The following is a 14,293-nucleotide window of genomic DNA, read 5'->3' as shown; positions in this document are numbered from 1 at the left end:
GCCCGGATCATAGCCATTCAGCGCATGAAAGCGTCGTAACCTGTCTTCAAAATAAGCGCGCTCACCACCAGGATGAACACGCCTCGGACAAAGCCGGTGCCGTGTTTGAGGGCCAGGCGCGTGCCCAGCAGGCTGCCCACCACATTGGCCACGGCCATCACCAGCACAAAGTGCCACCAGATGTGCCCTTTGGAGATGAACAGCGCCAGCGCCGAGATGTTGGTGGCGGTGTTGACCAGTTTGGCGGCGGCCGAGGCGCTCAAAAAGTCGTAGCCCAGCACCCGCACAAACAAGAACACCAGAAAACTGCCGGTGCCCGGACCAAAAAAGCCGTCATAAAAACCGATCAGCAAGCCGATGCCCGCCGCCAGCCACTGCTCTTGCCGGCCTTCAAAATGCGGTGTGTGGGTGCGCCCCAGCTCTTTTTTGGCCAGCGTGTACAGCAGCACCGCCAGCAACACAAACGGCAGCGCCTTGCGCAAAAAGCCGGGCGAGATCACCGTCACCAGCCAGGCACCGGCAAACGAGGCCAGCAGCCCCGCCACGGCCGCGGGCCACAGCGCGGCCCAGCGCATCTGCACACGCCGGCTGTATTGCCAGGTGGCGATACCAGTGCCCCAGACAGACGCACCCTTGTTGGTGCCAAACAAGGTGGCCGGGTGGGCGGTGGGGAACGTGGCAAACAGCGCGGGCACCAGAATCAGCCCGCCGCCGCCCACAATGGCATCCACAAAGCCGGCAAACAGGCTGGCAAGCGAGACAACAACAAAATCCATGCGGCCATTGTCGCATTGACCTGCGCCCCGGAAACTTCAAACTTGATAGCTGCCAGCCCTCTCAAAACCGGGGCGAACGATCCATTTGACACACAAAATAAAAAGGCACCGGGGGTGCCGGTGCCTTGTCTCTTTTTATGTTGGACCACGTTGGGTTTGTCTCCTGGGGCCTTTTCACCACGGATGGACGTAGCGCCCGGGTGATGGGTTCAACTGTACGTGCCGCAGCCCGGCGGAGCCATCAGGACATACCCTTGTCGTGTTTACCCTTGGCGGTCGGCGCCTGTCATAGCCCGGTCACGCGGCTGCGCTGGCGTCAGCCAAGATCCAGCGCGCGGCTTTTTCAGCCAGCATCAGCGTGGGTGAATTGGTGTTGCCGCTGGTGATGCGCGGCATGGCACCGGCGTCCACCACACGCAAGCCCGCGATGCGCCCGCCCGGGCCGCGCACGCGCAGGCGCGCATCCAGCACCGCCAACGGGTCGCCATCACGGCCCATTCGGGTGGTGCCAACCGGGTGGAAGATGGTGGTGGCAATGTCACCGGCCAGCTTGGCCAGTTCATCGTCACTCTGGTATTGCACGCCGGGTTTGAACTCTTGCGGGTGGTATGGGGCCAGCGCGGGCTGGCTGACGATGGTGCGGGTCAGGCGCAGCGAATCGGCCGCCACCTGGCGGTCTTCCGGTGTGCTGAGGTAATTGGGCGCAATCGCCGGGGCTTGGGTGAAATCGGGTGAGGTGATCAACACGCTGCCGCGGCTGGTGGGGTTGAGGTTGCAAACGCTGGCGGTGAACGCGGCAAAGCGGTGCAGCGGTTCGCCAAACGCGTCCAGGCTCAGCGGCTGCACGTGGTATTCAATGTTGGGGTACGGCTGGGCCGGGTCACTGCGGGTGAAAGCGCCCAACTGGCTGGGCGCCATGCTCATCGGGCCGCTGCGTTTGAGCGCGTATTCCAGCCCGATCCGCGTCTTGCCCCACAGCGAACTGGCCTGCGTGTTGAGCGTCTTGACGCCTTGCACCTTGAACACGGTGCGGATCTGCAGGTGGTCTTGCAGGTTGGCGCCCACACCGGGGGCGTCATGTTGCACGGCGATGCCATGTTTTTGCAGCAGCGCGCCGGGGCCGATGCCCGAGAGCTGCAAAATCTGTGGCGAGCCGATGCTGCCCGCGCTCAGAATCACTTCGCCAGCGGCATGCGCGCAGACCTTTTGGCCATCTTTGACCACCTCGACCCCGCTGCAGCGCAAGCAGCCATCGGCCAATGTCTCGATCACCAGCCGCGCCACCTGCGCCTGCGTCCACAGCGTGAAGTTGGGCCGGGTGACACACACCGGGCGCAAAAAAGCCTTGGCCGTGTTCCAACGCCAGCCATTCTTCTGGTTCACCTCAAAGTAACCGACACCTTCGTTGTCGCCCCGGTTGAAGTCATCGGTGGCGGGAATGCCGGCCTGCTGCGCGGCTTGCGCAAAGGCGTCCAGAATGTCCCAGCGCAGACGCTGTTTTTCCACCCGCCATTCACCGCCGCTGCCGTGAAAACGTGCCAGGTCGGCCAGCTTGTGGGGTGTGGGAGCGCTTTGTGAGCTGCCGTCCAACTTGTAATGGTTTTCGTGCTGTTTGAAATCGGCCAGACAGTTTTCCCACGACCAGGCATCGTCACCGGTCAGCTGCGCCCAGGTCTCATAGTCACGCGCCTGGCCGCGCATGTAGATCATGCCGTTGATGCTGCTGCAGCCACCCAGCGTTTTGCCGCGTGGGTAACGCAGGGTGCGGCCGTTCAGGCCGGCATCGGGTTCGGTCTTGTACAACCAGTCGGTGCGGGGATTACCGATGCAATACAGGTAACCCACCGGGATGTGGATCCAGTGGTAGTCGTCGCGGCGACCGGCTTCAATCAGCAGCACGCGTTTGGACGGATCGGCGCTCAGGCGGTTGGCCAGCAGGCAGCCCGCCGTGCCAGCGCCGACGATGATGAAGTCAAAGTCTGTGGGCATGCGCACCCCTTGGCGCGTTGTTTTATTTGGACGCCGGTCCGGTGAGCACTGGCAGCCCGGCCTTGACCCAGGCGTTCATGCCACCTTCCACATTGAGGGCTTGGGTGAAACCGGCTTTGGCCATCAACTCTTGCGCCTGGCCGGAGCGGCTGCCGCTGCGGCAAATCAGCACCACCGGTTTGTCTTTGTGCGCGGCCAACTCCTGCAGGCGGCTCTCCAGTTGGCCCAGCGGGATCAACTGGGTGCCCGGGGCATGACCCGCGGCATATTCGCTGGGTTCGCGCACGTCAATCATCAGCGCGCCTTGGCTTTGCATGGACGCGCCCTGTGCCACGTCCACGCTGGGCGACTTGCCGAAGGCGGTCAGGGAAAGCGATAACGCGATCAATGTGACCGAGGATTTGAAAAATTTCAGAGAAAGCATGCTGTGGTGTCAACGTTGAAAAACGTGAAGCATAAAGGGTGGCGGTTGGGGTTGGGTGATGCGGGGTGAGATTTCTGGCGCTGTGAGGCGGCAGTTCAGCGGTTGCAGGCATTCACGAACGCCCGCATCCAAGTTGGCCAGTTCAATGCCGGTCAGACGCCGTCAGCAGGATTCAGGAAAACTCCCGGATGTGTGTCCAGACGTCTTTAGCACCCATCGCATCAACCTACGCTGGCAAAACCTCGTGCGCCTGTTGCGACAGGCGCCGGATGTGTTGAATCTGGTCGAAATCACCGCGCAATGCCGCCACCACGTCGCCGTCGATGGCGCCATCACCGACCAATTTGTCGAGCGCTGCCAGACACTGTGCGTGCGTCATGCCACTGCTCCAGCTCGTCCGACGGGCGTGGGGCAGTCATCGCCCTGGGAGGTGTCCAGAAGACGCCGACGCGTCAAAGGGCTTCAATGGCCGGATAGAACACCGTGTCTTCCTTGTGCATCCTGGCATGCACGGTCTTGAGGACCGAGTTGGCATCCTTGCGAAACCCCTCCGGGTCTCGGGCCACGTTACCGGCCTGGTTCCATCGTTCGGCAAACCCCATGTAAGCCGTCGCAATGGCGCCCATGTCGTCCTGAAATTTGGTGCCCATACGCGCCAGAACTTCGTTGTTGCCGTTGCGCAAAGCCGGGTACAGCACCTGATCTTCCACCGCCAGATGCAGCTTGATGATGGAGCTCATGGCGATGATGAGTCGGGCGATTTCCTCGGCGTTCTCACTGACGCCGGCCTGGCTGGCTTGTCTGAGTTGGGCAATACAGCCGAGGATGTCAAGGTGTTGACGTTTGAATTTGTCGATGTTCATGAAGTGGGGAGATCGAAGTTCAGGGCATCAAAGAGGGACCATCGTTTGACACTGATACACGCTTAATAGATTCATATTAAATGAATCTATTAAAGCATGCCAAGCAAAAAACTCAAACAATTTTTGTAATCACAGTGCTCAGAAGATGGATAAGCGGGGTGACCAGCTCGGCCGTGCCGAGATCGATCCGCACAGACCGGACGTCTGCATGGTCGATGTGGTCAAGTGGCGCAACCCAATTTGACGACATGGCCGCCACACAGCTGACCCCGGGTCATGTCAGCCAGCAGCGGGCTCGGGTGACGGCAGATCGCCTATCTCTGCTACCAGTATGGGTCTAAAGAGCCAGCCAACCCTTCCCTTCGTTGACCTTCAATAGTGAGCGGTTGCAGTGGGGAAAAAGTATGTCGGTTGTGCAGCGTTACCCGACGGCCACCAATGCCAGCTTCCGGGTGGGCCAATTCCATGCATTTGGAGGTCAGTCAAACGCTGTTCTCAGACTTTGGCCCGGTGCCAATGCGTTAGTTCAGAGCGTTGAGAGCCATCCTCCAGGGTGCGAGACAGCACCTGCTCATCTTTCAACCTCCAATGTCTTAAATTTTCCTTCAGCTATGGAGTACGTTTTCCGGGAGCAACCTCACGCAGCTTCTCTTCGCTGCGCAGCAATTTATCCGTCGCCAGCCGGCGCTCGGTAATATCAACCGTGACACACACCAGGTACAACGGATTTCCGGCCGCATCGAATACGGGTTTCTTGAAGGTATGGCCAAAGCGGTTTTGCTTGAGTTCAGCATTCCAGTAGGTCTCTTCATAGTCGAGCAGGTAGCCGCGCGCGAAAATCTCCTTATCCTTGGCGAGAAAACTCGCCACCTGGTCGGCGGGGAAAACCTGGCTGCCGTCTGTCCCGCGCAGATCGGAGGCGCTCATGCCCCACTGCGATTCACACGCTTTGTTGACCAAGACGAAGCGGCTCGTCGCGTCCTTGGCAAAGATCGCGGCCGGAATGGCGTTAATGACGTCTTGTATCACGCCGATGTCTTCAAACATGTTGGGCGGCCCGGTGTGGCGATTCTCGTCGGCAGTCTCCTTCTTGAGGAAGGCCTCCTTGATTTGCGCACGAAGAATGCCGTCGTCCCACGGCTTGGTCAGAAACTTGTAAATTGCACCATCGTTGACCGCGTCGGTGACCGCTTGCAGGTCAGTGTAGCCCGAGAGCACGAGGCGCACGGTATGTGGATGCAGCGTCTTGATTCGGCGAAGGAATTCGATGCCACCAATGCCCGGCATGCGTTGGTCAGAAACGACGACATCGACCGAATGGGTTGCGAGTAATTCCAACCCCTGTTCCGCACCGGATGCCGTCAGAATGGTGTACCCGTCTTGGCGTAACAGGCGTTTGAGCGATGAAATGATATTTTCCTCATCGTCAACGAGAAGCAGTGTCCTGCTCCGCTGCATGCTGGCAATCATCCTGCTGTCCAGCGACTGCCGCGTACGCAGAAGTGCCGTTGCATCCTCAGCCCCCAACGGCCTGCTGAAATAGTAGCCCTGTACCTCGTCGCATTGGTTGGCAATCAATAAGCCCAGTTGCCCCTCGGTCTCGACCCCCTCGGCGACAACCTTGAGCTTCAAGTTGTGTGCCAAGGTGATGATGGCGCGAGTGATCGACACATCGTTGGTATCGGCAATGATGTCCTTGACAAAAGCTCGGTCGACTTTGAGGCAGTCAATCGGAAAACGTTTCAGGTAAGCAAGGCTGGAAAAGCCGGTGCCAAAATCGTCGATCGAAATTTTCACCCCCATCGCCTTCACGCGTTGCAGGAGAGCGATGCTGTCCACAGCGTCCTTCATTAACTGGCTTTCGGTCAGCTCCAGTTCAAGGAAGGCGGGTGCTAACCCGCTCGTCGCCAGCGCGACTTTCACCGTCTCGCACAGGTCACCCGCTTCAATCTGCCGGCCCGAGATATTGACCGCAATGCTAGGCGTCCCCAAGCCAGTGTCGTGCCATCGCTGGGCTTGAATACAGGCATTCGTCAGCACCCATTCGCCGACCGCAACGATCAACCTGCTTTCCTCCAATAGCGGGATGAACGCGACCGGGCCGACCAATCCTCGAAGCGGGTGCTGCCAGCGCAATAAGGCTTCGAAACCGGTGATTTTTCCCGTTGTGCAACTCACCTTAGGCTGATAGTGGATCAGAAACTCGCCCCTGCTCAGGGCATGACGAAGATCCCTTTCAAGGTCTAGTTTCTCCTGCGTGTTCCGGTTCATTTCCGCGGTGAAGAACTGATAGGTATTGCGCCCCAGTTCCTTGGCTCGATACATCGCCGTGTCGGCATTGCGGATAAGGGTCTCGCTTTCCGCGGCATCGGTCGGGAACAGCGTGATGCCAATACTGGCTGAAACGAACAACTCGTGACCGGCGATCAAGTATGGTCTCGCGCAGCTTTCGATTAGCTTCCGGGCCACCATTGCAGCATCTTCGCTGCTGCCTATTTCTGGCAAAAGAATGAGAAATTCATCACCGCCCAGACGCCCCACGGTATCGGTATCGCGTACACATGAAACCAGGCGGTTAGCGACCTCACGCAACAAGGCGTCACCGACGGTGTGGCCGAGTGTGTCGTTTACGGCCTTGAAGTTGTCGAGATCAACGGACATCACGGCGAGCAGCCCGTCGTTTCGCCGCGCGGCACGCGTTCCCTGTTCCAGGCGATCATCAAGCAGCGTTCGGTTGGGAAGGCCGGTGAGAACGTCGTAGTAGGCAAGGTAGTTGAGCCGCTCCTGCTTGTCGATGTGATCGATGGCGAACGCGATGTCACCGGCGAGATCAGCCAGAAGCTTTAACTCCTCTTCCCGAAAAAATTCGATCTCGCTTGCGTACATGGTGAATACGCCGACGGCCACGTTCGAAACGATCAGTGGAAAGATGGCCATTGAGCGGACGCCGGCTTCGGCGTATTTCCCGCCAAAGACAAGCCGCGGGTCGTTCAGCGAATCGTTCGCCACCGCTATCTCTTTGTCCCTGATAGCTTTCGCGACCATGGTGCTTCTTGCGCCTTCGGCCGATGCAAGGAGTTCCTGGATGTCCGCCAGCAGCGCTTCGTCTTTGCCGGTTGACGCGACGGGCACAATCCTCGTCGTGCTAGGATCAACAATGGCGATCAAGGACATGCGGAAGCCGCCGGCCTCCACCGCAATCGCGCAGGCTTCCTTGAACAGCTCGTCACGACTGGTGGCCCTTACGATCAAGTTATTGATACCGCTGAGCATCGCATAGACACGGGAAAGGTGGATCATCCTGGCTTCCGCGGCCTTGCGCTCGGTGATGTCGTCGGCGATCACCAGCAGGTGCGTCGCCGTTCCGCTGGCGTCGGACAATGCGATCTTTCGCATATGCGCACTGACCGTCCCGCGATCAACCGTGAGCACGGCACGATCAGGAAAATCTTGCAGATTTCTGTTGTCCATCAGCTCCAGATCTGACGCGTGCATACGATCGGCATCGAATTTCGGCCAGAGGTCGTGGACGTTGCGACCGATGGCGTCTTGGCGCGGCAACCCATACAAAGCCTCGGCAGCCTTGTTCCAGATCTGGATGCGAAAATCGTTCTGCACCGATTTGAGCTGAACCGCGGTTGGTATGTTGTCGATGATGCTAGCGAGCAGCTGGCTGACTGAGCGCTGTTCCTCTTCCGACCGCTTCCGGTCGCTGATATTGTGATGCATGATCACGGCGCCAATCAGACGGTCATTGGGGAGAGGCGAGGCTGTTAGCACGAACCAGCGCTGCTCTGCCGGAGAATGACAGGAATATTCGAACGAAAAGCTCTTTGCCCGACCGAGCAGCACCGAACGAATTCCCGCGGCCACCTGGCGGGCCTCTGGCGCGTCCTGTGCGCTGTCACAAATCTCGAGGTAGTTGAGCCCAACGCAGAAGTCCGGGCTCTGCAGCAGATTTTCCCTGCCGAATTGCCGCCAAGCGTCGTTCACAACAACGATGAGCCCCTGCCCATCAAGCAAGGCGATCGGAGCCGGCAGCGAGTCAATGAGGGCGGCCTGTTTAGCCGCCTCGCTGCACCGCAATTGATCGTGCGCCAGCCGCAGCAGTAGCGTCCGGCCGCTGCGATCCGTCACCGAATCGACCGCTCCGCCCGTCAGTTCATCGAGACGCTGCTCGGTATCGTGCAGCGTCTCGATTAATGCCGCGATTTCTTCATTCACGTTCTGCCCAGGCGAGGAATATTCACGGCTCATGCAGTCACGCCTTTCAACCCCAAGGCCAGCAGTACAGTTTGCGTCTGCCTGAGCGTGCCGACGATTCTGCATACCGACGGAGCTACGACCAAGGTTGGCGTCATGAAGATGCCTTTCGCCAAAGCGCGTTTCGGCCCGACGAGCACGTCCACGATCTCAATCTCCTTGTGGTCACAAAGCCCAACATCTGAAAGGGTTGCAGACAAGCATCATCTCCCCACGAATTCTGGAAAGGCCCGGACGGCTAGTGACGCTGCATGGATCACGGGTAGGTCAAAATGACCTGCCGATTATGAATAGCGTCATTTCCAGTCAAAAGAGGGATTCTCGATTTGCCTTCCGCGGCTGTCGGTACGCTAGACCCCGTACGCCGTTATCACTCGCGCCTTACAACGAGAACGGACTGGATTACATTTCGGGACGCTGGCACGGCCACAAAACCGTCACCATGCGCAGTGCACACTGCACACCCGAGCATGACCTTGGAGCCCTCGGAGCTTCCGTTGTTCCCAGCTGCGCTATTCGTCAAATGGATGTGACACGGGCCGCAACCAAATCGTGACACGCAATGTCAGCAATCTCGCGGGCAGATTGGCAAATCGAATTTCCGCAATTAGCCTGAACCTGAACCCCAACACCCCATCCAAACATGTTGAGGGCGGGTGGTGGGGTTGTCGGGCGCAGGCCCTATTCGCGTGACGTGAAAGTCGGCGAACCAACCCAACAGCGACACCTGAGCGCCAGACGGACCAACACCATCACCCGCGAGCAAGCCGGAGAACGGCAACCCCACCGCCCGCCTGGCAGCCGCCACACCCAATGCTCTCGCGTGCCAATGTACTTCCCCTCACCCCCGGTCGTCAGATGTCAAACCGCACCCCCTGCGCCAGCGGCAGCGCGCTGGAGTAGTTGATGGTGTTGGTGGCGCGGCGCATGTAGGCCCGCCAGCTGTCTGAGCCGGACTCGCGGCCGCCGCCGGTTTCTTTCTCGCCGCCGAAGGCGCCGCCAATTTCGGCGCCCGAGGTGCCGATGTTCACGTTGGCGATGCCGCAGTCTGACCCGGTGGCCGACAGAAAGGTTTCGGCCTCGCGCAAATCGGTGGTGAAGATGGCGGACGACAGGCCCTGCGGCACATCGTTGTTGAGCGCGATCGCCTCATCGAGCGTCTGGTACGCCATCACATAGAGGATCGGTGCAAAGGTTTCATGGCGCACCACGCCGCTTTGCGCGGGCATCTCCACCAAGGCCGCGGACACATAAAACGCGTTGGGGTAACGGTCTTGCAAGACCCGCTCACCACCCGTGACCTGGCCACCCTGGACACGCGCCTGCGCCAGCGCAAGCTGCATGGCATCAAACGCGGCCTGGTCGATCAGCGGGCCGAGCAAGGTGCCGGGCTCGTCGGGCGCACCGATGGTGAAGCTGGCATAGGCTTTTTTCAGGCGGCCCACCAGTTCGTCGTACACGCGCTCATGCACGATGAGTCGGCGCGCGCTGGTGCAGCGCTGGCCCGCGGTGCCTGCGGCGGCAAAGGCGACGGCGCGCACGGCCATGTCCAGGTCGGCGCTGGGGGCGACGATGATGGCGTTGTTGCCGCCCAGCTCCAGCAGGCAGCGTCCAATGCGCGAAGCCACACTTTCACCCACCACCCGGCCCATGCGGGTGCTGCCGGTGGCGGACACCAGCGCCACCTTGGGGTGGTCCGCCAGCGCCTGCCCGACCGCGCCATTGCCGAGCAACACCTGGCACAGGTCGCGTGTCAGCTCGGGTTGGCCAAACCGCCGGGCTGCGCGCTCTAACAGCGCGTGCACCGCCAGCGCGCACAGTGGTGCTTTTTCTGACGGTTTCCAGATCACCGCGTCGCCGCACACGAGCGCCAGCGCGGCGTTCCAGGCCCACACCGCCACCGGGAAGTTGAACGCGGTGATGACGCCCACCACGCCCAGCGGGTGCCAGGTTTCCATCATGCGATGGCCGGGGCGCTCGCTGGCGATCGTCAGGCCGTGCAACTGGCGCGACAGGCCCACGGCAAAGTCGCAGATGTCGATCATTTCCTGCACCTCGCCCAGGCCTTCAGAGGACACTTTGCCCACCTCCAGCGTCACCAGCGCGCCCAGCGCCTGCTTGTGGGCACGCAATTCCTCGCCCAGCAGCCGCACCAGTTCACCGCGCTGCGGCGCCGGTACGCTGCGCCAGCGCAAAAAGGCGGCTTGAGCACGCTCGGTGGTGGCGGCCACGTCGGTCAGCGGCGCGGTGTGCACCTGGGCCAGCCGTTGACCGTCGATGGGCGACAGGGTGGCCAGGTCGCCGCCTTGCAGGACTTCGGGGGCCACGCCCAGCGAGCTCATCAGTTCCGTGACAGAGGTGCGCATGTTGGCTCCTGAAAAAGGTGCTATTGGGCCTTATGGCATAAGGTTGCAGGGCTTTTTTACCACTGAACGGGCGACTCGCCAAGGCCACCGGTAGCCCTCTCCCCAGCCCTCTCCCAGCGGGAGAGGGAGGAAAGCCGAACCGTATCAGGCTGCATGGCGCCAGGCTTGAACGGGGGAGCGCAGGCGCTGCGCAATGCCCCCTCAACCAATCGACTCGACCTGGCGTGACTGCTCGTAGGCGCTGCCAAAGCGGTTGGCCAGCAGGTCGGGCAGGGCCACCTGCTCTTGTTTGATGAAGCCGTGCTGCGGCAACTTGCCTTCACGGAACAAGTCCACCGCGGCGCAGATGGCGGCGGCGGTGGTGATCTGGATGGCGCTCATCGGGTTGGCTTCGCTGCGGTCGGCAAAAATCTTGCGGGCAAACACCTCTTGCATGAACTTGCCATCACATTCACCGCTCACCGTCACAAACACCAGCACCACGTCTTGCATGGTCAGCGGGATGGATTTGCGCAGGATGGCTTTGAGCGTCTCCTGGTCGTGCTGCATGCCGAGTTCTTGCAGCAACATTTTCATGATGGCGCCGTGGCCGGGATAACGCACGGTTTTGTAGTCCAGCGTCTGCACCCGGCCCTTGAGCGTGTCACACAGCGTGCCCAGGCCGCCGCTGGTGTTGAAGGCTTCGTATTCGGTGCCGTCAAGGCTGAAATGTTCCATGCCTTCGAGCGGCAGCACCTCGATGACTTTGCCGTCACGGATGGCTTCGCAGGGGTGGCAATACTCGTTGATCAGGCCGTCCACGCTCCAGGTCAGGTTGTACTTGAGCGAGTTGGTCGGGAAGGCGGGCAGCGCACCCACGCGCATCTTGACCTCGTGCAAATCGGTGAACTTCTGGCACAAATGGTGCGCCACGATGCCGATGAAGCCCGGCGCCAGACCACACTGCGGCATGAAGGCGGTCTGGGCGCCCGCCGCCAGCGCCATGATGCCGCGGGTGGCGGCCACGTCTTCGGTCAGATCAAAGTAGTGGCAGCCTGCCGCCTTGGCCTGGGTGGCCACGGTCAGCGCCAGGTGGTAGGGCAAGGCGTTGATGACCGCGTCATAACCCGTCATGCAGGCGCGCAATTCAGCCACGTCCGAGGTGTCGATCAGCGCGGTTTCCACCGGCAAAGCGTTCAGCGCCTTGAGCGCGACCACGCTGCAATCCACCACTTTCACCTGGTAGTCGCCACTTCGCGACAGCAGGGCGGCAATGCTTTGGCCAATGTGACCTGCACCCATCAAAACAACACGCATGACTCTCTCCTTGGTAATGGACATTTACCACCCAGTCTAAGGTGGGTTCATGTCAAACTGCCTTGTGAATATGACGAATCAGCAAGCCAAATTGACGATATGCTGCAACGTTCGTCAAAACGCCATTACCCACACACCATGTTTTCAGACACCCCCAGCACCCCACCCGCCCTGTCGCCCACGGTGCGTGACGCGCTGGACCGCGAACTGCTGGCCCTGCTGCAAACCAACGCCCGCGCGTCGGCGGCCGAGTTGGCACGCCAGCTGGGCACCGCGCGCACCACCGTGTTGTCACGCCTGAGCCGCCTGGAGCGCGAAGGGGTCATTGCCGGCTACACCGTGCGCCTGGCCCAGGATGTGCTCAACCAAGGTCTGCAGGCCTTTGTGGGTCTGACGGTGCAGCCCAAAGCCGGGCGCAGCATCGAGGAGCGGCTGCAGCGCATGCCCGAGGTGCGCCAACTGTGCGCGGTCAGTGGCGAGTTTGACTATGTGGGGCTGCTGCGCGCCGAGTCGGCGGTGCGGCTCAACAACCTGCTCGACGAGATTCGCAACCTGGAGGGTGTGGTCAAAACCACCACCTCGGTCGCGCTGGCCTGGAAGATCGAGCGCACGTGAGGAACTGACGTCAAGGGTGAATAGGGTGTGGTTTTTGCCTTGAACCCGGTGTCATGGGAAGTTGACACGCGCCGCCTTTCGCTACACTGAACGGTCGTTCTGACGTGTCGTTGAGCCAGGCCCCGGCCTGGTAAATAAAAAAAGAGTGTAGCCATGCGTACCAATCTCCCCGTCACCCAGCAGGAGTACCAGTTTCCGGCCGATGAGACACTGCTCTCCACCACCAATCTGGCCAGCCACATCACCTACGCCAACGCCGCTTTTGTGCGCACCAGCGGTTACGCCACACATGAGCTGATCGGGCAAGCGCACAACCTGGTGCGCCACCCGGACATGCCGACGCAAGCTTTCGAGGACATGTGGCGCACCCTCAAAGACGGCCAGTCGTGGCGCGCCCTGGTGAAAAACCGGCGCCAGGACGGTGACCATTACTGGGTCTGTGCCAATGCCGCGCCGATGCGCCGGGGTGGCCAGGTGGTGGGTTATTTGTCGGTCCGCACCCACCCGCCGCGCAGTGAAATCAACGCCGCCGAGCCACTTTATGCCCGCTTCAAGGCGGGTCAGGCCCGTGGCCTGGCTTTTCACCGGGGGCTGATCGTGCGTACCGGCCTGATGCGCTGGGCCAGTGCCCTGCAGTTGCTGCCAACCGCCTGGCGGGTGCGCCTGCCGCTGCTGGGCGTGGCCGGGGTCACGGGCGCGGCGCTGGCAACCAGTGGCCTGGGCTTGACCGCGCTGCTGACCACGGGCGCGGCGCTGGCGGGTAGCGTGCTGATGGCCAACCTGTTCATCGAGGCGCAGATCACCGGCCCGCTTCAACGCATCAAGGTCGCGGCGCAACAGGTGGCCACTGGCGAGGCGGCCCCCGACCTGAACCTCAACCGCTGCGATGACGTGGGCCAGATCGCCCGCGCCATCAACCAGTCGGGCCTGAACCTGCAGTCGCTGGTGGCCGATGTGCATGAGCAGGCTGGGGCCGTGCAGGTGGCCAGCCAGGAGATTGCCGCCGCGGTGAACGACTTGTCCAACCGCACCGAGCAAACCGCCTCCAGCTTGGAGGAAACCGCCGCCGCCATGGAACAACAGACCGCGTCGGTCAAACAGAACTCCGACGCTGCCCAGCAGGCCAGCCAGTTGGCGCACGAAGCCACCGAGGTGGCGGCCAAAGGCGGCGCGGACATGGCGCAGGTGGAAACCACCATGGCGCAAATCACCGCCTCCAGCCGCAAGATTGCCGACATCATCAGCGTGATCGACGGCATTGCCTTCCAGACCAACATCCTGGCCTTGAACGCCGCGGTGGAAGCCGCCCGCGCCGGCGAGCAGGGCCGTGGCTTTGCGGTGGTGGCCAGCGAGGTGCGGTCCTTGGCCGGGCGCTCGGCCATGGCCGCCAAGGAGATCAAGACGCTGATCGATGACTCGGTGGCCAAGGTCGAAAACGGCTCCCGCCTGGTCACCGATGTGGGCCAGACCATGACCGATGTGGTGACCCAGGTCAACCGCGTCAACGACCTGATGCGCGAAATCACGCTGGCCTCCAAAGAGCAGTCCCTGGGCATCTCGCAGGTCGCGCAAGCGGTGGCGCAACTCGACCAGATGACGCAGCAAAACGCCGCCATGGTGGAAGAAAGCAGCGCGGCGGCCATCAGCATGGGCGAGCAGTCCCTGCACCTGGTGGAAGCGGTCAAGGTGTTTTCAGCGTAG

At 61.2% G+C, this 14,293-nt stretch carries 11 protein-coding genes; 2 read left to right on the top strand and 9 right to left on the bottom strand.

All coding sequences use genetic code 11. The annotated features are described in order from the left end of the window. Positions 1-17 precede the first annotated feature (17 nt). From LHU53_RS03715 to LHU53_RS03675, 9 genes are all read right to left on the bottom strand, one after another. Positions 18-776 carry a TSUP family transporter gene (locus LHU53_RS03715; protein WP_227330740.1) on the bottom strand — a complete coding sequence of 253 codons (759 nt, stop codon included), beginning with the start codon at positions 774-776 and terminating at the stop codon, positions 18-20. Positions 777-1,073: 297 nt separating this feature from the next. After that, positions 1,074-2,765, bottom strand: a complete 1,692-nt coding sequence (locus LHU53_RS03710) for a GMC family oxidoreductase (RefSeq protein ID WP_227330739.1) — start codon at positions 2,763-2,765, stop codon at positions 1,074-1,076. 22 nt (positions 2,766-2,787) lie between these two features. Next, positions 2,788-3,189, bottom strand: a complete 402-nt coding sequence (locus LHU53_RS03705; RefSeq protein WP_227330738.1) for a rhodanese-like domain-containing protein — start codon at positions 3,187-3,189, stop codon at positions 2,788-2,790. Positions 3,190-3,415: 226 nt separating this feature from the next. After that, entirely contained in the window at positions 3,416-3,568 is a 153-nt protein-coding gene (locus tag LHU53_RS03700; protein WP_227330737.1) for a hypothetical protein, read from the bottom strand. A 73-nt stretch (positions 3,569-3,641) separates the two neighbouring features. Beyond that, the gene (locus tag LHU53_RS03695) at positions 3,642-4,052 is read right to left on the bottom strand and encodes a hemerythrin domain-containing protein (RefSeq protein ID WP_227330736.1); all 411 of its coding nucleotides are present in this window, start codon (positions 4,050-4,052) and stop codon (positions 3,642-3,644) included. Positions 4,053-4,661: 609 nt separating this feature from the next. After that, a complete protein-coding gene (locus LHU53_RS03690; RefSeq protein WP_227330735.1) occupies positions 4,662-8,309 on the bottom strand; it encodes an EAL domain-containing protein in 3,648 nt (1,215 codons plus the stop codon). Next, positions 8,306-8,515, bottom strand: coding sequence for a circadian clock KaiB family protein (locus LHU53_RS03685; RefSeq protein ID WP_227330734.1), 210 nt, complete (start codon positions 8,513-8,515; stop codon positions 8,306-8,308). Before LHU53_RS03685 ends, LHU53_RS03690 begins: the two co-directional genes overlap by 4 nt. Before the next feature lie 654 nt (positions 8,516-9,169). Next, positions 9,170-10,681 carry an aldehyde dehydrogenase family protein gene (locus tag LHU53_RS03680; RefSeq protein WP_227330733.1) on the bottom strand — a complete coding sequence of 504 codons (1,512 nt, stop codon included), beginning with the start codon at positions 10,679-10,681 and terminating at the stop codon, positions 9,170-9,172. A 201-nt stretch (positions 10,682-10,882) separates the two neighbouring features. After that, positions 10,883-11,977, bottom strand: a complete 1,095-nt coding sequence (locus LHU53_RS03675; protein ID WP_227330732.1) for a saccharopine dehydrogenase family protein — start codon at positions 11,975-11,977, stop codon at positions 10,883-10,885. A 138-nt stretch (positions 11,978-12,115) separates the two neighbouring features. Here LHU53_RS03675 and LHU53_RS03670 point away from each other — a divergent pair, with 138 nt between their 5' ends. Both LHU53_RS03670 and LHU53_RS19660 read left to right on the top strand, forming a co-directional pair. Continuing rightward, positions 12,116-12,592: an Lrp/AsnC family transcriptional regulator gene (locus LHU53_RS03670; RefSeq protein ID WP_227330731.1), complete on the top strand. Its 477-nt coding sequence runs from the start codon at positions 12,116-12,118 to the stop codon at positions 12,590-12,592. 153 nt (positions 12,593-12,745) lie between these two features. Beyond that, on the top strand, positions 12,746-14,293 hold the full coding sequence (locus LHU53_RS19660) for a PAS domain-containing methyl-accepting chemotaxis protein (protein ID WP_255631903.1): 1,548 nt from the start codon (positions 12,746-12,748) through the stop codon (positions 14,291-14,293).

The sequence above is a fragment of the Rhodoferax sp. U2-2l genome (assembly GCF_020594515.1).
Classification (GTDB): Bacteria; Pseudomonadota; Gammaproteobacteria; order Burkholderiales; family Burkholderiaceae_C; genus Rhodoferax.
This window is presented reverse-complemented; position numbering and strand designations above follow the sequence as displayed.

What these genes read in the sequence shown, in the direction of transcription:
- LHU53_RS03715 (WP_227330740.1), bottom strand. Translation starts at nt 776, where the DNA reads ATGGATTTTGTTGTTGTCTCGCTTGCCAGCCTGTTTGCCGGCTTTGTG.
- LHU53_RS03710 (WP_227330739.1), bottom strand. Translation starts at nt 2,765, where the DNA reads ATGCCCACAGACTTTGACTTCATCATCGTCGGCGCTGGCACGGCGGGC.
- LHU53_RS03705 (WP_227330738.1), bottom strand. Translation starts at nt 3,189, where the DNA reads ATGCTTTCTCTGAAATTTTTCAAATCCTCGGTCACATTGATCGCGTTA.
- LHU53_RS03700 (WP_227330737.1), bottom strand. Translation starts at nt 3,568, where the DNA reads ATGACGCACGCACAGTGTCTGGCAGCGCTCGACAAATTGGTCGGTGAT.
- LHU53_RS03695 (WP_227330736.1), bottom strand. Translation starts at nt 4,052, where the DNA reads ATGAACATCGACAAATTCAAACGTCAACACCTTGACATCCTCGGCTGT.
- LHU53_RS03690 (WP_227330735.1), bottom strand. Translation starts at nt 8,309, where the DNA reads ATGAGCCGTGAATATTCCTCGCCTGGGCAGAACGTGAATGAAGAAATC.
- LHU53_RS03680 (WP_227330733.1), bottom strand. Translation starts at nt 10,681, where the DNA reads ATGCGCACCTCTGTCACGGAACTGATGAGCTCGCTGGGCGTGGCCCCC.
- LHU53_RS03675 (WP_227330732.1), bottom strand. Translation starts at nt 11,977, where the DNA reads ATGCGTGTTGTTTTGATGGGTGCAGGTCACATTGGCCAAAGCATTGCC.
- LHU53_RS03670 (WP_227330731.1), top strand. Translation starts at nt 12,116, where the DNA reads ATGTTTTCAGACACCCCCAGCACCCCACCCGCCCTGTCGCCCACGGTG.
- LHU53_RS19660 (WP_255631903.1), top strand. Translation starts at nt 12,746, where the DNA reads ATGCGTACCAATCTCCCCGTCACCCAGCAGGAGTACCAGTTTCCGGCC.